The sequence below is a fragment of the Bradyrhizobium sp. CFUWI genome (genome assembly GCF_056429085.1).
The window spans coordinates 14,800-29,734 of the sequence record NZ_JBWJZE010000030.1 but is presented as its reverse complement, the minus strand read 5'-3'; the positions used below and the strand labels follow the sequence as shown (position 1 = coordinate 29,734).

Below are 14,935 nucleotides of genomic sequence, written 5' to 3'. Positions count from 1 at the left end.
CAGTCCTTGTTGCCAGAGAACAGGATGGTGGGTTGCTGAATCACGTTTTACGCGCGGCTGGGGTTTGAGAAAAGCACGTAAAACGCAGGTCTGGTTATCGCTTCGTCTCGCGGCAGCCGGCGGCTTCGGCCTCCTCGACCGAGCAGAACCAGCGGGTGCCCTTGCTGATCTTCATCTTGATCTGGGTGTACCAGCGGCTGGTCGGCTGGTGAAAGATGCACTCGCCGGCGCTGTTGACGTTGCCCTTGATTGTGCAATCCGGGGAGGGGGCGACCGGGCCCGAGGCCGAGGCGAGCAGCACCGCATGCGCCCCGTCGGGCGCCTTGGTGGCGCCGAGGATGACGGTCTTCTTGTTGCGGACGCGCCAGTCCCAGGGCGCGATGAAGGCCCCCTGCCACATCCCGGCTTTGTCCTCGCGCGCAGCCTTTTCGTCCGCTTCGTAATCGTGGGACATGCGGGTGTAGGCCAGTGCCCAGCCGTTGCGCACCAGCCATTTCTGGATGTCCTCGCCGCCGACCTCGCAGCGCGCCACGGTGCGGCCGCGCCGGTCGATCGACCTCGTGTGGCAGGCCCAGCTCTTGCCGTCGGCATGTTTGGCGAGCTCGTCGCGCGCCGCGATCCCGCAGGTCCAGCGCTCGGTCTTGGTGTTGAGGCAGAGCTGGTCGATCGCCGGCGCGTCGATGCCGCCGAGCCGGATCCGCGTATTGCCGATCACGACGGCATCGCCGGCGCGAACTTTTGCGATGCCGGTGATGTCGGCGGCCTCAGCCGGCGCGGGGAGTGCGAGCCGAGACAAGCCGAGTAAAGCCAGCGCAATCAGTGATTTTCGCAACGTGCCGGTCCGCGTGTGATGAAATCTCGATAAGCCGTGCAATTGTGGTCGGCTTTTGGCCTGTCGGCCAGCTTGGGCCCGACGAATTGGCTTTCAACTTCCCGTCATTGTGACGGCGTTGCTGACCCTCCCCTGGAGGGGGAGGGTCGATTGCGCGAAGCGCGAGCGGGGTGGGGTGATCTCTCCACACGGGCAGTGTCTGCGTGGAGGGATCACCCCACCCCGTCACGCAATCTCGCTTCGCTCGATCGCGTGCCGACCCTCCCCCTCCAGGGGAGGGTAAGAGACCTACCCCCGCGCCATCGCCCGCTTCGCCAGCGCGAGCCCCATCAGCACGAAGGCCGACGTCACCTCCGGCCCGCCCACCAGGATCCGCGTCGGCGTCTTCATCTTGTTCCACTCATAGGCGCGGAACGGGCCGCGGCGGCCGCCTTCGCCGATGGCACTGAGGATCACGCTCAGCGCCGGTGCGAAGGCGCGCGGGTCGGCGCCGAGATGGCCGAGTGCAATCAGCGCCAGCGCGGCGTCGAACACGTTCATCTCCGCGGCCATCAGCTCGCCCTTGACGTAGGACAGCACGCGATCGCGGATGAAGTCGAAATCGCCGCCGGGATCGATCGCGGCCTGCGCCGCCAGCGGCAGCGCCAGGAAGGCCGCATAGCAGCGGCCGAAATAGGCGCTGTAGAGTTCCGGCAGGTAATAGATGTGGGAACGCGGATTGGCGAAGGCGCCACTCGCAGCCAGCCGCTTCTGGAAGCCGATGATGCGATGCACCGTGGCGAGCCGCGACGGCGTCTCCAGCACTTTCCAGCGTGCGAGGTTGCGAAAGCTCACCTCGAGAATGTCGAGATTGAGCGTCGGATCGAGATCGTTGCCGTAGGGCCGCTCGCCCTCGATGTTGTCGATCCAGGTCGCGACCCCGCCCTCGTAATCGATGTTGTCGTTGAGCGGCACGGTCACGCGCGGCGCGTTGATTCCGGCGCGCACCTGGTAGCCGGAATAGAAGTCGAGCAGCGGCTGGTCGATGATCGGATCAAGGCAGCCGGCCTGCGTCGCTGCCGAGATCGAGCACGCCGTGGTGTCGCAATCCGGCACGTAGATGCCGAAGCCGAGATCCTGCTTGATCTGCGCGAAGTAGCGCGAGAAGCGCGGATGCGGCGCGGGTGCCAGCGCGGTGACGACGTTGAAGCGCGCGCCGTCGATGCCGTCGACCTCCTCGCGGCTGATGTTGACGCAGAAATCCACCATGTCGGCGATGGCGCGCTGTGCCGCGACCTTGTCGGCGGATGAGGCGAGGCCGGTCTCGCCATAGCTCAGCAGCGCCTCGATGAAGAACGCGTCGTAATAGGCCGAGCGGTGCCGGATCTGCACCGGCTCCCACATCGGTTCGGCGATTCCTCGCCAGGGCGGATTGACGACGGCCCGGGCCGGCGAGCGCGCGATGAAGACGCGGGCGAGGTTGAACAGCAGCGAGGAATTCTTGTAGCCGCGGGCATTGAGGCCCGTGAGCGCCATGATCAGCTCGCGGCCGCGAAAATCGGGATCGCCGATCAGATTGAAGGCGGCATAGGTCGGCAGGAAGCCGTTCTTGCGGTAGGAGCCGAGCAGATGCTGCGCGCAATCCCGGATCACGGCGTCGATCTGCGCCTCGGGCGGCGCGGAGCCGGTGAACATCGCCGGCGGCGGCTTGGGATGGTCGAGCGCGATGCTGTCGACGAGATCGGCGACCGGCTGGCCCACCGCCGCCCAGTCGGGTTCGGCCTCGTCGCGGGCGCGAACCAGTGCCTCGCGCAGCGCCGTCAGCCTGGCCTCGTCGCGCAGCTCGGGCAGCCCGGCCCGCCGCAGCAGCACCCGCAGCGCGGGATTGCCGAGCGCGGTCTTGTAGAACTTGGCCAGATGCGGATCGCCGCTGGCCGGGCCCGATAGGACGGGATCGCACACGTCGTACAGCGAAGGGCCGTCCTTCGGCGCCAGCAGCGCCCGGCAGGCGGCGCCGGCAAAATAATGAAAGCTCATGAAGTACCTGGTCGCGAGGCTTGGGCGGGGTCTTGGCGGGTCTTGGCCAGGGGCCGGCCAGCGCACTCCCAGCCGCGCGCCACCCCCTGCAAGTCGTTGAAAAAGCTACCCGGATTCGCAGGAAAAACAAATGTGATGAAAGTCACGGAAGAAGCCGGCACGAAGGCTGCATGATCGGGCCCGGAAGGGTACGGGGAGAGCAGGAAATGCAGCAATCCAAGCGACGGATTTATCAAGTATCTTCAGCAGCTTAGCTGAAATTCTGAGCAATCTGTTGCCGGGCGCCCTATATCCGGTTAAAGGTTTGTTTGGTGCGGCGCCGCAAATTGCGCGCAATTCGGGGGCACATCCCCGGCCAATCCCTCAAACCTAAAGACGCTATCGCGCTACTCAAACAGTGTGCGCGCGCTTGGCTGGTCTTTGGCACAGGAAACGAACCGAGATGAATGTAAAGCAGCTCGACCTTTCCCGACGCACCATCGCGGTGGCCGCTGCCCTGATCGGCACGGTCTCGCTGGTGATCGGCGCCCATGCTGCTCTCAACATGCGTGCGATCGATGCCGCCAAGGCCGTCTCGACCGACCAGATCACCGGCTCGATCGGCCAGTCCTCGCGCCTCGCGCTGGTCATCGGCAATGGACATTATCCCGACGCCAGCGCGCCGCTGACGCAGTCGATCAACGACGCCCGCGCGCTGTCCTCGTCCCTGCGCAAGAACGGCTTTGACGTCGACATGGTGGAAGACGCGACCCGGGACGACATGGTCCGTGCCGTGAGCCGCCTGAAGTCCCGGATCAAGCCCGACAGCGTCGTCATGCTGTTCTTCGGCGGCTACGGCGTGCAGGCCGGCCGCGAGAGCTACATGCTGCCGGTCGACGCCGTGATCTGGAAGGAAAGCGACGTCCGCCGCCAGGGCGTCTCGATCGACGGCGTGCTCGACATGATGAAGGAGCAGGGCGCCAAGGCCAAGCTCGTCGTCGTCGACGCCTCCCGCCGTAACCCCTACGAGCGCCGCTTCCGCTCCTACAGCCACGGTCTCGCGCCGATCAGCGCGTCCGACAATGCGCTGATCCTCTCCTCGGCCTCGCCCGGCAAGGTCGTCGACGACGGCAAGGGCGAGCACAGCGTGCTGGTCAGCGAGTTCCTGAGCAACCTCAATGCCAAGGGCAGCGCCGAAGGCGTCTTCAACAAGACCCGCCTCGCCATCTCCCGCGCCAGCGAAGGCGATCAGGTCCCGACCGTCTCCTCCTCGCTGCTCGAAGACGTCCATTTCGGCGAAGCCGGTGGCTAGTTTTTCTTACCCTCCCCTGGAGAGGGAGGGTCGATCGCGCGTAAGCGCGAGCGGGGTGGGGTGATCTCTCCCCACGAACAGTGCCCGTTGCCGAGAGATCACCCCACCCCGTCTCACATTTCGCTGCGCTCATGTGAGCCGACCCTCCCCCTCCAGGGGAGGGTGAAGCATCGCCCTACTTCGCCGCTTCCGCGCTCGCCATCACGGGACGCACTGGATCGCCTTCACGCAGCAGCGCGCCGGCGCGGGCGACGACGACATCGCCTTCGTTGAGGCCGTCGCGGACCTCGATATTGCCGCCCGACATCAAGCCGACCTCGACACGCTTGGTCTCGACGCGGTTGCGGCGGATCACCTGCACCACGGTGCCGGCGGAGGAATATTGCACTGATGTCAGAGGCACCGCGACGTTGCAGCTCTGCCCGGTCTTGATCAGCGCGCGTCCGCTCGCTTTCAGCAGCAGCCGCTTCTGCGAGGAGATGCCGATATAGACCATGCCCTGCTGGATGTTGGGCTCGATGGTCGGGCCGATGCGGCGCACCTTGCCGTCGATGTCGCCGCTCCCTGCGATCCGCACCGACGCCGGCTGATTGACGGCGAGCTTGCGTATATCGGAGGTCGCCACGAGGCCGACGAGATCGTATTCGCTGCGCGCCACGATCGTGAACAGCGCCTCGCCCTTGGCCGAGGCGAAATTGCCGATCTGGGCGGTCGATGTCGCGATCACGCCCGCCACGGGCGCGGTGACCTGCAGCGTGCCGCCCTCGGGCAGCGCCAGCCGCGCCAGCACCTGGCCGGCGGTGGTGGTGTCGCCGGCTTCCGCCAGCACGTCCGTGACCTTCAGGCCCGGACGCTCGGGCCGCACCGAGGTCTCCTCCCGCGCGATGATCGTGCCGGTGGCCTCGACGATGTCGGAGAAGCAGGATTTTGCGACCTTCAGCACCGTGACCGCCGGCCCCTTGGGCGCCTCGTCATCGGCGGCTCTGGCCGGAAATGAACCGAGGACCAGCGCGCCGGCGACGGCTGCGGGACACAGGCTTCGAACAACGGCACGGGGCAAATGACGCATCGGAAATTCCACGGGTTCTATGCCTCCAATCGATAGCAGATGGCAGGGTCGCGGACTACGGCAGCGTTGTCCCCCAAAAGGAGGCCGCGCCGCCGCGAGCCGTCGCAGCAAGTCCTTGATTAGTCGCGGGAATGGAGAACAGGTTCGCTTCTTGCGGGCGGCGCCCCGCGGCCGGCGCTACTCCCAAGGTGCGACTCTGGCGGCCTTCTCACAGGCCAGAGCCGCCTGTATGGGATTGGGATCGGGATAACGCGGTAGTGCCGCCGCACAGCTCATGGTCAAGGTGGGATGCAACGGTTCGTTTGCGAGCAGAATATCGCTCATTTCGAGCGGCTGCTCCATGAAGCGACCGATCCGACGGTCCAGAACACCGTGCGGGGGCTGCTGGCATCGGCGAAGCGCCAATTGGCGCTGCTGAGCTCGGTGGTTTCAGGCGCCGATACGACGCCGTTCGAACAGCGGCGGCGGCAGCAAGGCGACGCCAACACGATCCGGCGGCAATTCCAGCCCGAATTCGATGCCTCGCCGCATCCTTATATGCTGCTGGACCCGGGGCCGGGCCTCGTGATCGTCGACATCAACGATGCCTATGCCGTGGCGACCTTGACCGACCGGGCCGAAATCGCCGGCCGGTCGTTGTTCGAGATATTTCCCGATAATCCCGACGATCCGCTCGCCGATGGCGTCAGCAACCTCTACAGCAGCTTGAAGATCGTCGGCGAGACCGGCCGGGCGCACGCCATGGCGGTCCAGCGCTACGACATCAGGGATCCCGGCGGGGTCTTCGTCGAGCGCCATTGGCAGCCGATCAACTCACCGATCCACGATGCGGCGGGCCGTCTGCTCTACCTGCTGCACCACGTCGAGGACGTCACGGCGCAGGTCGCGGCCCAGCCGTAAACGGCCCGTCAGCCGCGGCGCTCGCCCAGCAGCTTGCCGCTGGCCCGGTCGATCAGATGCAGCCGCGTGCAGGCCGGACAGGACACCGATTCATGTGTGCGGTCGGTCGGCTCGTTGGCGAGCCGATGCTGCACGTTCATGCCCGTCTGCGGGCATTTGAAGACGATATGACGGTCCATGGCCGATGATATGACGACAAGGCGCGCTCTCCGAAATTACGGATGATTACGTAGGTCGGTCGTGGCGCCTCTCACGGCGGAGGGTGATCGTATGCACCTGCACGGGAGGTCGTCATGCCCGGGCTTGTCCCGGGCATCCGCGTTCTTCGTGCCGCGGGCAAGCCGTGGATGGCCGGGACAAGGCCGGCCATGACGATGTGGAATTATCGTGCTCGAAAGTGCAGGGCTCGAAACGATTGCCCTGCTCACGGCAGGGTCACGAACTCAACCCAGTTCGGCTTCTTGCCGGTGGGATAGGATTTCAGCTTGGCCAGCGCGCCGCTGCTCTGGTCGATCGCATAGACCGTCATGCTGTCGGAGAGCTCGCCGACCGCGGCGAGGTAGCGGCCGGAGGGATCGATGTGGAAGCCACGCGGCTGCTTCTCGGTCGGCACGCTGCCGATCGTGGTCAGCTTGCCGCTGCTAGCGTCGACCTTGTAGGCGGTGAGCGTGCTCGTCCTGCGCTCGGAGGCGTAGAGGAAGCGGCCGTCCGGGGTGATGCGGATGTCGGCGGCCCAGGGTTTCTTGTCAGGCTCTTTGCCGGAAAAACCTTCCGGCAGCGCGGTGATGCGCTGGATCTCGTCCCAGGCGCCGCTCGTGGCCTCATAGGCGAACGCGGCGACGTCGCCGTTCAGCTCGTGGAGGAGATAGACGAACCTGCCATTGGGGTGGAACACGAAGTGCCGCGGCCCTGATTTCTCCGGCACCTTGCGAGCCGGCGGATCGCTCGGCGTCAGCGTGCCGGTCGTGGCGTCGAACGCGAAGGCCAGCACCTGGTCGGAGCCGAGATTGGTCGCGAACGCGAAGCGGTTGTCGGGCGAGGGCAGGAAGGCGTGTGCGTTCAGCCCGGTCGGGATCACCTGCTTCGGCTCGCCGGCGACGCCGTTTGCGTTCAATGGATTCAGCGCGACCTTGTTGCCGCCATAGGAGGCGCTGAACAGGAACCTGCCACTGCGGTCGACGGCGATATTGGCCATGCTGTCGGCAAGCGGCCCGCTGGCGACAGGGCTGAGCTGGCCCGTTTTGGGATCGATCGCGAAGCTCACGGCGAGGTAGGGCTGCGAGCGGACACCGGCAATCAGCACGCGGCGATCGGGCGTGATCGCAAGCGGCGTCGAGGAGCCGGGCTTGTCGACGCCCTTGAAGGCGGCCGTCTGCAGCGGAATCATCTCGCCGCTCTCGGCCATCTTGAACACGCTGATGTCGTTGCTGTCGGCGTTGCCGACATAGGTGTAGGTTTCGGCCATGCCGGCGCGGACTCCAGAAAAGAGAGTGAGGGAAGCGAACAGGGTGACGGCGATCGCAGCGCGGGGCGCCGTGGCTGCGCTGCCTCGGGGCGGTCTCGACATGGGCTCCTCCTGAAGGCCGCATCGCGGCCTTGTCCTTTTGCCGGCCTTGTCCTTTTGCCCATGAGGATAGCGGGCGGCGCACCGCCGCACCAAATTCGAATTGGGATTGATCGATGCCGAAATCGTATCGGTCGCCGCAGGATGACGACCGCATCGCCGCCGTGCGCGACGGCAAAGGCGGGCCAGAGGGATGCAACGTGCGGCCATCCCATGAGATCGCTCGCAGCCAAATTGGCCGGCACCATGCGAACCAAAGCCGCGCCAGCGCATTGAACCTGCATGCCCCGTGAAAACGATCTCGAAGGTAAGCCCGACATGGGTGGCAAGCATGGCGGCCAGGCCGGCCTCCCCAAGTCGCCGCCGCGTCCGCGCGACGGCGAGCGCGATGAGGACGTCGTGGCAAAGCGCCACACCGGCCAAACCGATCATGTGTCGCCGCCGACCAAATCTAAATAGTGGCCAACATAGCGCCGGTGGCCGCACCGCACCCCGCCCTGGGAAGAGCAGCCCTCGGCTTGTCGCGATCCCGATGCCGCGGACGGCGATCGAAAATGGAGGCTGGCTCGTGTTTTGGATCTATTGGAACACCGCCTGGTCGCTGATCATCAGCGGCATCTGGGTCGCCACCATCGTCAGCCATCCCGACGCCGAGTTCGTCGAAATCAGCGCGGCCAAACAGAAGCTCTGAGCCCGCGCTATCCTCAAAGCGCGAGGTCGCCATCCCCGGGCGGAATCGTCCTCCATGCACGCGCGCGCCACGGTGCAGGCGAAAGACTGCCTGCGATGGGCGTGGTGCAACGTCCATTTTAGGACGACGGCTTCGATCGTGCCGCCGACTGAAGGAAATTGAAGGGTCCCAGGAACGACTCTCTTAATCTTCGTCCGATAAAGCTGGCCCCACCTGGCGGCCCATGGTCATACGTCATCCCGCCGGTCGTTCCCGCTGCCGCCCTGGTCGATCGCCGTCCATGACCCACCCCACCGCCCCCGACGCGTCGAAGCACGCCGATCGCATCGCCTGGCTCGCGATCGGGTCCACGGCCGGTGTCGTGCTGATCGCGGCGATGCTGGGGCCGTTCCGGATCGAATGGCTTTCGTTCTGGAAGCCTGCCCTCGTCGGCATCCTGCTCGTATCGATGAGCTGGTTCTACACGGCCGTCCGAAAGGACGCGGCCCTCGCCGGCGCGTTGATCGCGGCGGCCCAGCTCATTGCATTTGCAGCGGTGGCCGCCCCTCTCTCCTATGTCGCGGCGAGCGCGGCATTGCCATTGTGGGACAATGAGTTCGCCGCACTGGACCGGCGCCTCGGCTTCGACTGGATGTCGTGGCTCGACGCCATGAACGCCGCGCCGCTTCTGCATCGGACATTGGCGTTTGCCTATGCGAGCTTTGCCTTGCAAGCGACCGCTATCGTTCTCGTCCTGGCCGCCGCGGGGCATGCTCTGCGATTGCGCGTCTTCATGCTGAGCTTCGTGCTGACGACCCTTGTGACGATCGGTGTATCGACCTTGATGCCGGCGCAGGGCGTCTGGGGTTATCTGCATCTGTCGTCGGTCGACTCTCCGGCGATCGTGCCGGTCACGCGGGATCTGCCGCTTCCCGTATTCTTCGGATTGCGCGACGGAACCTTCCGCCAGCTGGTCGCCGAGGGCGCCGACGGCATCATCAGCTTCCCGAGCCTGCATGCCGCGCTCGGATTGCTGTTCCTGTTGGCGCTGTGGCCGGTGAAGTATGTCGGGGGAATCGCCGCCCTGCTCAATGTCGCGATGATCGCGGCGACGCCGGTGGATGGAAGCCACTATTTCTGCGACGTCATCGCCGGCCTGGCGATCGCGCTGTTGAGCTGGATCGCCGTGCAACGCGCGGTCGCCCGTTTGGCGGGTGAACGCATGCAGCCTGCCGGGCCTGTCGAAGCCGACGCCGTATTCGCCCGCGTTCCGAAATAATCGCGTTCGCTAAAGCATGATCCGGACAAGTGCGCCGCGGTTTTCCGCAGAGATCATGCTTGAACAACAACGTGAAGCGCGATGGCGATACATCCTGATCGCATCGCGCTTTAGGCCGCTGCCGCCTGCGCCGCCAGCAACTGCTTCAGTTTCGCCGCCGGTACCGCCGGGCTGAACAGCCAGCCCTGCATCTGGCTGCAGCCGAGCTGGCGCAGCACCTCGCGCTGGGCTTCGGTCTCGACGCCTTCGGCGGTCGTCGCCATGCGGCGGGCGGCGGCCATGTGCACCACGGCCTGCACGATCGGCGAGGAATCCTCGGGTTCGCCGATGTCGCTGATGAAGCTGCGGTCGATCTTGATCTTGTCGAACGGGAAGCGGTGCAGATAGCTCAGCGACGAATAGCCGGTGCCGAAATCGTCGAGCGCGATGCGCACGCCGAGCTCGCGCAGCTGCTGCAGGATCGTCAGCGCCTCCTCGTCGTCGCGGATCAGGACCGTCTCGGTGATCTCGAGCTCGAGCCGTCCGGGCGCTAGGCCTGACTCGGCGAGCGCGGCGGCGACCTTGAGCGCCAGCGTCCGCGAGCGGAACTGCAGCGGCGAGACGTTGACGGCGATGTGGATCTGGCCGGGCCAGGAGGCGGCCTCGAGGCAGGCCTGCCGCAAGACCCACTCGCCGATCTCGCCGATCAGCCCGGTGTCTTCCGCCACGGGAATGAAGTCCGCCGGCGAGATCATGCCGCGCTGCGGATGGCGCCAGCGCAAGAGCGCCTCGCAGCCGGTCACGACATTGGCCGCGAGGTCGACCAGCGGCTGGTAGTGCACCTCGAACTCGCCGCGGAGCAGGGCCTGACGCAGATCGAGCTCGAGCTGACGGCGCTGCTTCGCCTTGGCGTCGTATTCGGGCGCGAAGATACGGTAGGTGCGGCGTCCCTCCGACTTCGCTGCATACATGGCAAGATCGGCGCACTTGAGCAGGTCGTCGAGATTGTCGCCATGGTCGGGCGCGATCGCGATGCCGATGCTGGCGTCGGTCGGGATCTCCTGGCCCTTGCAATCCACCGGGGCGCGCAACGCCGCAAGGATGTTCTCCGCCAGCGCCGTCAGCTCGGCCTGGTCGCTGGTGCCGGCCTTGACGATGGCGAACTCGTCGCCGCCGAGCCGCGCGACCAGGTCGTTGCCGCCGACGCAGGCGCGCAGGCGGTTGGCGACCTGGCGCAGCAGCTCGTCGCCGACCTCGTGTCCGAGCGAATCGTTGACGCCCTTGAACTCGTCGACGTCGATATAGAGGATGGCGAACGGCTTGCCCTCGCCGAGCTCGGCAACGCGCCGCTCCAGGTGCCCGCGCATCAGCACGCGGTTGGGCAGGTCGGTCAGCGCGTCGTAATGCGCCATATGCGCGATGCGCTCGTCGGCGCGGATGCGGTCGGTGACGTCCTCATGGGTCGCGAGCCAGCCGCCGGCGGCGGCAGGCTGGTTCTTGATCTCGATCAGGCGGCCGTCGGCGGTTTCCACGATGGCGCTCTGGGTGCGGCCGACATTGCTCAGGACGTCGCCGCAATAGGATTCGACGTCGCCATGGAACGAGCCGGTGTCATGGCGATGCTGGATGACGTCGCGGAACCAGGCGCCGGGCTTCACCACGTCGGTCGACAAGCCGTACATCTCGATGTAGCGCCGGTTGCAGACGATCAGCCGCTCGTGCCGGTCGAACATCAGGAGCCCTTGCGTCATCGTGTTCATCGCGGTGTCGAGCCGCTGCTTCTCCAGCGAGAGCCGGTGCGTCACCTGGCGGAAGATCAGGAACAGCGTGAGCACCAGGAGGCTGATCGACAGCACCGCGATGGTGACGAAGAATTTCGTCTGCGTGCGCCAGGTCGCGAGCGCCGCGTCCAGCGACTTGGTCGCGACCACGACCAGCGGCACGCCGGTGAGCAGGCGCGAGGCGACGATGCGGTCCTTGCCGTCGATCGGGCTTGCGAGCTGCGTGGAGACGAAGGTGCGCTGGAACACCGCGATCTGCTCTGGCGTGCCCTTGCGGAAGTTCTGCCCGATCATCGCATCGACGCGCGGGATGCGGGCGAGTAATTGGCCGTTCTGGTGATGCATGGCGATCGAGGATTCCTCGCCGAGCCCGACCGAGACGAAGAAGGATTCGAGCTGCTCGGGCGCGATCGCGCGCGCGACGATGCCGAGGAATTGGCCGTGCGGCCCGGACACGCGCCGCGCCAGCACGATGGCCGGTCTGTTGTCGAGCCGGCCCTGGACGACCTCGATCTCCTCCTGCGCGGCCGGATCGTTCTGGAGGCGGCGGAAATAGCCGCGGTCGGCGACCGAGATGTCGGCGACCGGCCATCGCCGCGACGAGTTGATCAGCATGCCCCCGGAATCGAACAGATTGGCGCCGGCGACGTCGGTCCAGCCGCTGGCCTTCGCGCGCAGCACCTCGTGCACGGCCAGCGTGCCCATCTCGCTGCGGAACACATCGGCGGATTCGATGCCGCGGCTCTCGAGTTCGGCGACGATGCTCTTCTGCAGCACCGCGAAGTCCTCGAACTCGCGGTCGAAATGCCGGGCCAGCAGGCGCACGGAGCTTTCCAGGTGGTCGCGGCCGCTTTCGATCGCATTCTGCCGGAAGCGGTCGACGGTGAGCGCGGTGCCGATCGCCATCGCAGCCATCAGCACGAAGCCGCCGACGATCAGCCACGTCAGCGGGGCTCCCTGCCAACGGCGAAGCAACGCGCGTAGTCGCGCGGTCCATCGGATCGATGCGCCCATCCAGCCCTCCCGTGGAATGCAGGATGCGGCAAAACCGACAAGACCCCGTTACCAGCAAGGGTTAGGAAAATATGAATCGGAGCGGAGCGAGTGGGTTGGTTTCTAGCGAAAGCGACCGCTGATCGAGACCCGCATGGCGCCGCGACGGAAGTATGTTCCCTCCCCCCTTGTGGGGGAGGGCTAGGGAGAGGGGTGGCTCAGGAAAAGGTGCCCCTTATTGACGACGCATTCATTGTGGCGAGTGACGGAAGGAGTCCCCGTGTGGCACCCCCCTCCCTGACCTCCCCCGCAAGGGGGGAGGGAACGGCGAGAGCACCGTTGCGGCATTCACCGCTTGATCTCCCATCTCAGCGCTTCCGCATTGCCCTTGGCGAACATCTTGGGCACGTCGAATTTGCCGGTCGTGAGATCGTAACGGCATTTCCAATCCGCCAATCCCTTCACCGCGACGTTCTTCGGATGCTTGTCCATTTCGCCCGACAGCGAGATGACGAGATAGCGGTTGCTCGGCCAGTCGACGCCGAGCCAGCGATAGGCGTCCTCGGTGCCTTTCACGAGATTGGCCGAGATGTGGTAGTCGAGCTTCATCTTGTGGGTGTCGGGCCGGCTGCGGAAATAGGCCCAGGCGAGATCGCCGAGGGATTGCTTGGTGGCGCTGACGAAGGCGCCGTTCTCGACACGGTAGAGAAAGAGGTCCTGCTCGCCGGAGCCGGCTTTCTGCATGCGAACCAGCCATTGCGAGTCGCTGGTGAAGCGGAAGCCGGCCGGATAGTCCTGCTCCGGCTTCAGCTCCGTCATCTGCTCGCCGCGCCGCGCCCAGACCTGCCATTTGACGTCCCAGTCGCCATTGTCCTTCATGTATTGTTCGAGCCTGGTGGCGCCGTCGGGCGAGGTGAAGGCGAGGTCGGCGTCGTCGGTGACGGTGAAGCCGGGCGGCGGACCGGAGGCCGCCAGCGCGGGGGCGGCGGCGAGCATCAAGGCGAGCGCCAGCCATCGCGCGGTGCGAATGGATGCGGTCACGGGAAGATCCTACAATATAGAGTTGTGGCCTCGCTGATATGACGCCGAGGGGGCGGCGCCGGTTCATCCGCGACGCGTGGGCGCGACCGGGCGATCATCCCTTCGACCGGCTTGCTGCCGCAGCCAAATCGGCGCACCCTGCCGGCCTCGGTTGATTTGCCATCCAAGGTTTTTCCGATGATCACCGCATCCAAGGCCTTCATTGCTTTCTGCCTGCTCGCCCTGGTCGGCACGGTGCTGGTGATCGGTCCAACCGAGCTGCGCCGCCTGCTGCCGGACGACGGGACCAAGACCGCAATCGCCGCCAAGCCGGAAGCCAAGCCGGAAGCCAAGGTCGAACCCAAAGTCGAGGCCAAGGTCGAGCTCAAGCCCGAGCCGAAACCGGAACAGCCCAAACCGGATCAGTCAAAGCTGGCTGCCGTCACGCCGCCCGCCCCTGAACCTGCGCCGGCGTCGGCCCTCGCGCCGAAGGCGGCCCCGCTGGCCGAGACGGCGAAGCAGGCTGCGGCGCTGCCCGATCTCGCGCCGGTCAAGCTGCCGGCGGCCGCCGACACCGGGCCGCGTTTCGACGTCGCCCGCGTCGACGATCACGGCGAGGCGGCAGTGATCGCGGGCCAGGCCGCGCCGGGAGCCAAGGTCGAGCTGCTGCGCGACGGCAAGCCGCTCGATACGGTGATCGCCGACGCCTCGGGCCAGTTCGTGATGACCCCGCCGCGGCTTCCCGCCGGCTCCTATGAATTGACGCTGCGGGCCAGGGCGCCGGATGGCACGGTCACGCAGTCCGGCCGGACAATGCCGGTGACTATCGCCGAGGCGGCGCCGCCGCCCGCGCGCCCGGCGCCTGTGGCAAGGCAAGAGACCAAGCCGGAGATCAAGCCGGAGCCGAAGCAGGCCGAGAAGGTCGATGACAAATCGGACGTCGTGGCCGCGCTGCCGTCGGCATCGCCGCGCCTGGCGTCAGTGCCCGACAGGCAAGCGGCCCGGCCGAAACCCAGGGCCATGGCGCGGGTGCCCGCGGCCACGACGGTGGCATCGGCATCGCCAGCCGATGTGCTTCACGCCGCACCGGAGGCCGGCGGCAGCCGCGTGATCTCCCGCGGCGACAGCCTGTGGGCGCTGAGCCGGCTCGCCTATGGCGACGGCGCCCGCTATGCCGTCATCTTCAAGGCCAACCGCGACAAGATCAACAACCCCAATCTGATCTATCCCGGCCAGACTTTCGTGCTGCCGCAAAAGCCGGAGTGAGCGCGGTTCTTCCCGTCTTTCTGCGAGCTAAGCCTTCGAGAGAGCTTCCCTGCGGCCATCCTTCGAGACGCCCGCCTCTGGCGGGCCCTCAGGATGAGGACTGCGTGTGTGGCGGCAATTTCGACGGACACCGATGGTGCTTAGCCTCATCCTGAGGAGCTTGCGCCGCAAGCGTCTCGAAGGACGAGGCGCGCGCGCAGGCCGTTGCCAAAGCGTCATTGTGCAGGCCCCGACACAGGTCGCCCGCGACGCTTTGCCCTGTGTCTACCCGGAAC

Annotated in this window: 14 protein-coding genes; 7 read left to right on the top strand and 7 right to left on the bottom strand. The window is 66.2% G+C overall.

The annotated features are described in order from the left end of the window. Window positions 1–94: 94 nt before the first annotated feature. A complete protein-coding gene (locus tag AC066S_RS35075) occupies window positions 95–832 on the bottom strand; it encodes a thermonuclease family protein (protein WP_478271792.1) in 738 nt (245 codons plus the stop codon). A gap of 288 nt (window positions 833–1,120) precedes the next feature. Next, window positions 1,121–2,848: a hypothetical protein gene (locus AC066S_RS35070; protein ID WP_135171668.1), complete on the bottom strand. Its 1,728-nt coding sequence runs from the start codon at window positions 2,846–2,848 to the stop codon at window positions 1,121–1,123. Window positions 2,849–3,290: 442 nt separating this feature from the next. On the opposite strand from AC066S_RS35070, the gene AC066S_RS35065 reads away from it, so the two are divergent. Then, complete coding sequence (locus tag AC066S_RS35065) at window positions 3,291–4,139, top strand: caspase family protein (RefSeq protein WP_126260595.1); 849 nt, start codon at window positions 3,291–3,293, stop codon at window positions 4,137–4,139. Window positions 4,140–4,314: 175 nt separating this feature from the next. Here the strand turns inward: AC066S_RS35065 and AC066S_RS35060 are convergent, their stop codons facing one another. Continuing rightward, the gene (locus AC066S_RS35060; protein WP_164718950.1) at window positions 4,315–5,208 is read right to left on the bottom strand and encodes an efflux RND transporter periplasmic adaptor subunit; all 894 of its coding nucleotides are present in this window, start codon (window positions 5,206–5,208) and stop codon (window positions 4,315–4,317) included. Between the two features lie 288 nt (window positions 5,209–5,496). On the opposite strand from AC066S_RS35060, the gene AC066S_RS35055 reads away from it, so the two are divergent. After that, window positions 5,497–6,108 (top strand): PAS domain-containing protein, encoded by a 612-nt coding sequence (locus AC066S_RS35055; protein WP_478271791.1) that lies wholly within the window; start codon window positions 5,497–5,499, stop codon window positions 6,106–6,108. A gap of 8 nt (window positions 6,109–6,116) precedes the next feature. Here AC066S_RS35055 and AC066S_RS35050 read toward each other — a convergent pair whose 3' ends face one another. Both AC066S_RS35050 and AC066S_RS35045 read right to left on the bottom strand, forming a co-directional pair. Beyond that, entirely contained in the window at window positions 6,117–6,248 is a 132-nt protein-coding gene (locus AC066S_RS35050) for a hypothetical protein (RefSeq protein WP_478271790.1), read from the bottom strand. Window positions 6,249–6,532: 284 nt separating this feature from the next. Then, entirely contained in the window at window positions 6,533–7,675 is a 1,143-nt protein-coding gene (locus AC066S_RS35045; protein WP_478271789.1) for a lactonase family protein, read from the bottom strand. Between the two features lie 113 nt (window positions 7,676–7,788). Here AC066S_RS35045 and AC066S_RS35040 point away from each other — a divergent pair, with 113 nt between their 5' ends. The 4 genes from AC066S_RS35040 (at window position 7,789) to AC066S_RS35025 (ending at window position 9,621) form a co-directional block, all read left to right on the top strand. Beyond that, entirely contained in the window at window positions 7,789–7,965 is a 177-nt protein-coding gene (locus AC066S_RS35040) for a hypothetical protein (RefSeq protein ID WP_478271788.1), read from the top strand. Then, entirely contained in the window at window positions 7,955–8,131 is a 177-nt protein-coding gene (locus AC066S_RS35035) for a hypothetical protein (protein ID WP_164718949.1), read from the top strand. Before AC066S_RS35040 ends, AC066S_RS35035 begins: the two co-directional genes overlap by 11 nt. 109 nt (window positions 8,132–8,240) lie before the next feature. Beyond that, window positions 8,241–8,363, top strand: coding sequence for a hypothetical protein (locus AC066S_RS35030; RefSeq protein ID WP_283810171.1), 123 nt, complete (start codon window positions 8,241–8,243; stop codon window positions 8,361–8,363). Window positions 8,364–8,643: 280 nt separating this feature from the next. Next, the gene (locus AC066S_RS35025) at window positions 8,644–9,621 is read left to right on the top strand and encodes a phosphatase PAP2 family protein (protein WP_478271787.1); all 978 of its coding nucleotides are present in this window, start codon (window positions 8,644–8,646) and stop codon (window positions 9,619–9,621) included. Window positions 9,622–9,731: 110 nt separating this feature from the next. On the opposite strand, the gene AC066S_RS35020 is transcribed toward AC066S_RS35025, so the two are convergent. Beyond that, a complete protein-coding gene (locus AC066S_RS35020) occupies window positions 9,732–12,395 on the bottom strand; it encodes a bifunctional diguanylate cyclase/phosphodiesterase (protein ID WP_478271786.1) in 2,664 nt (887 codons plus the stop codon). A gap of 327 nt (window positions 12,396–12,722) precedes the next feature. Continuing rightward, a complete protein-coding gene (locus tag AC066S_RS35015) occupies window positions 12,723–13,415 on the bottom strand; it encodes a hypothetical protein (RefSeq protein WP_478271785.1) in 693 nt (230 codons plus the stop codon). Window positions 13,416–13,592: 177 nt separating this feature from the next. Here AC066S_RS35015 and AC066S_RS35010 point away from each other — a divergent pair, with 177 nt between their 5' ends. After that, window positions 13,593–14,660, top strand: a complete 1,068-nt coding sequence (locus AC066S_RS35010; RefSeq protein ID WP_478271784.1) for a LysM peptidoglycan-binding domain-containing protein — start codon at window positions 13,593–13,595, stop codon at window positions 14,658–14,660. Window positions 14,661–14,935 lie beyond the last annotated feature (275 nt).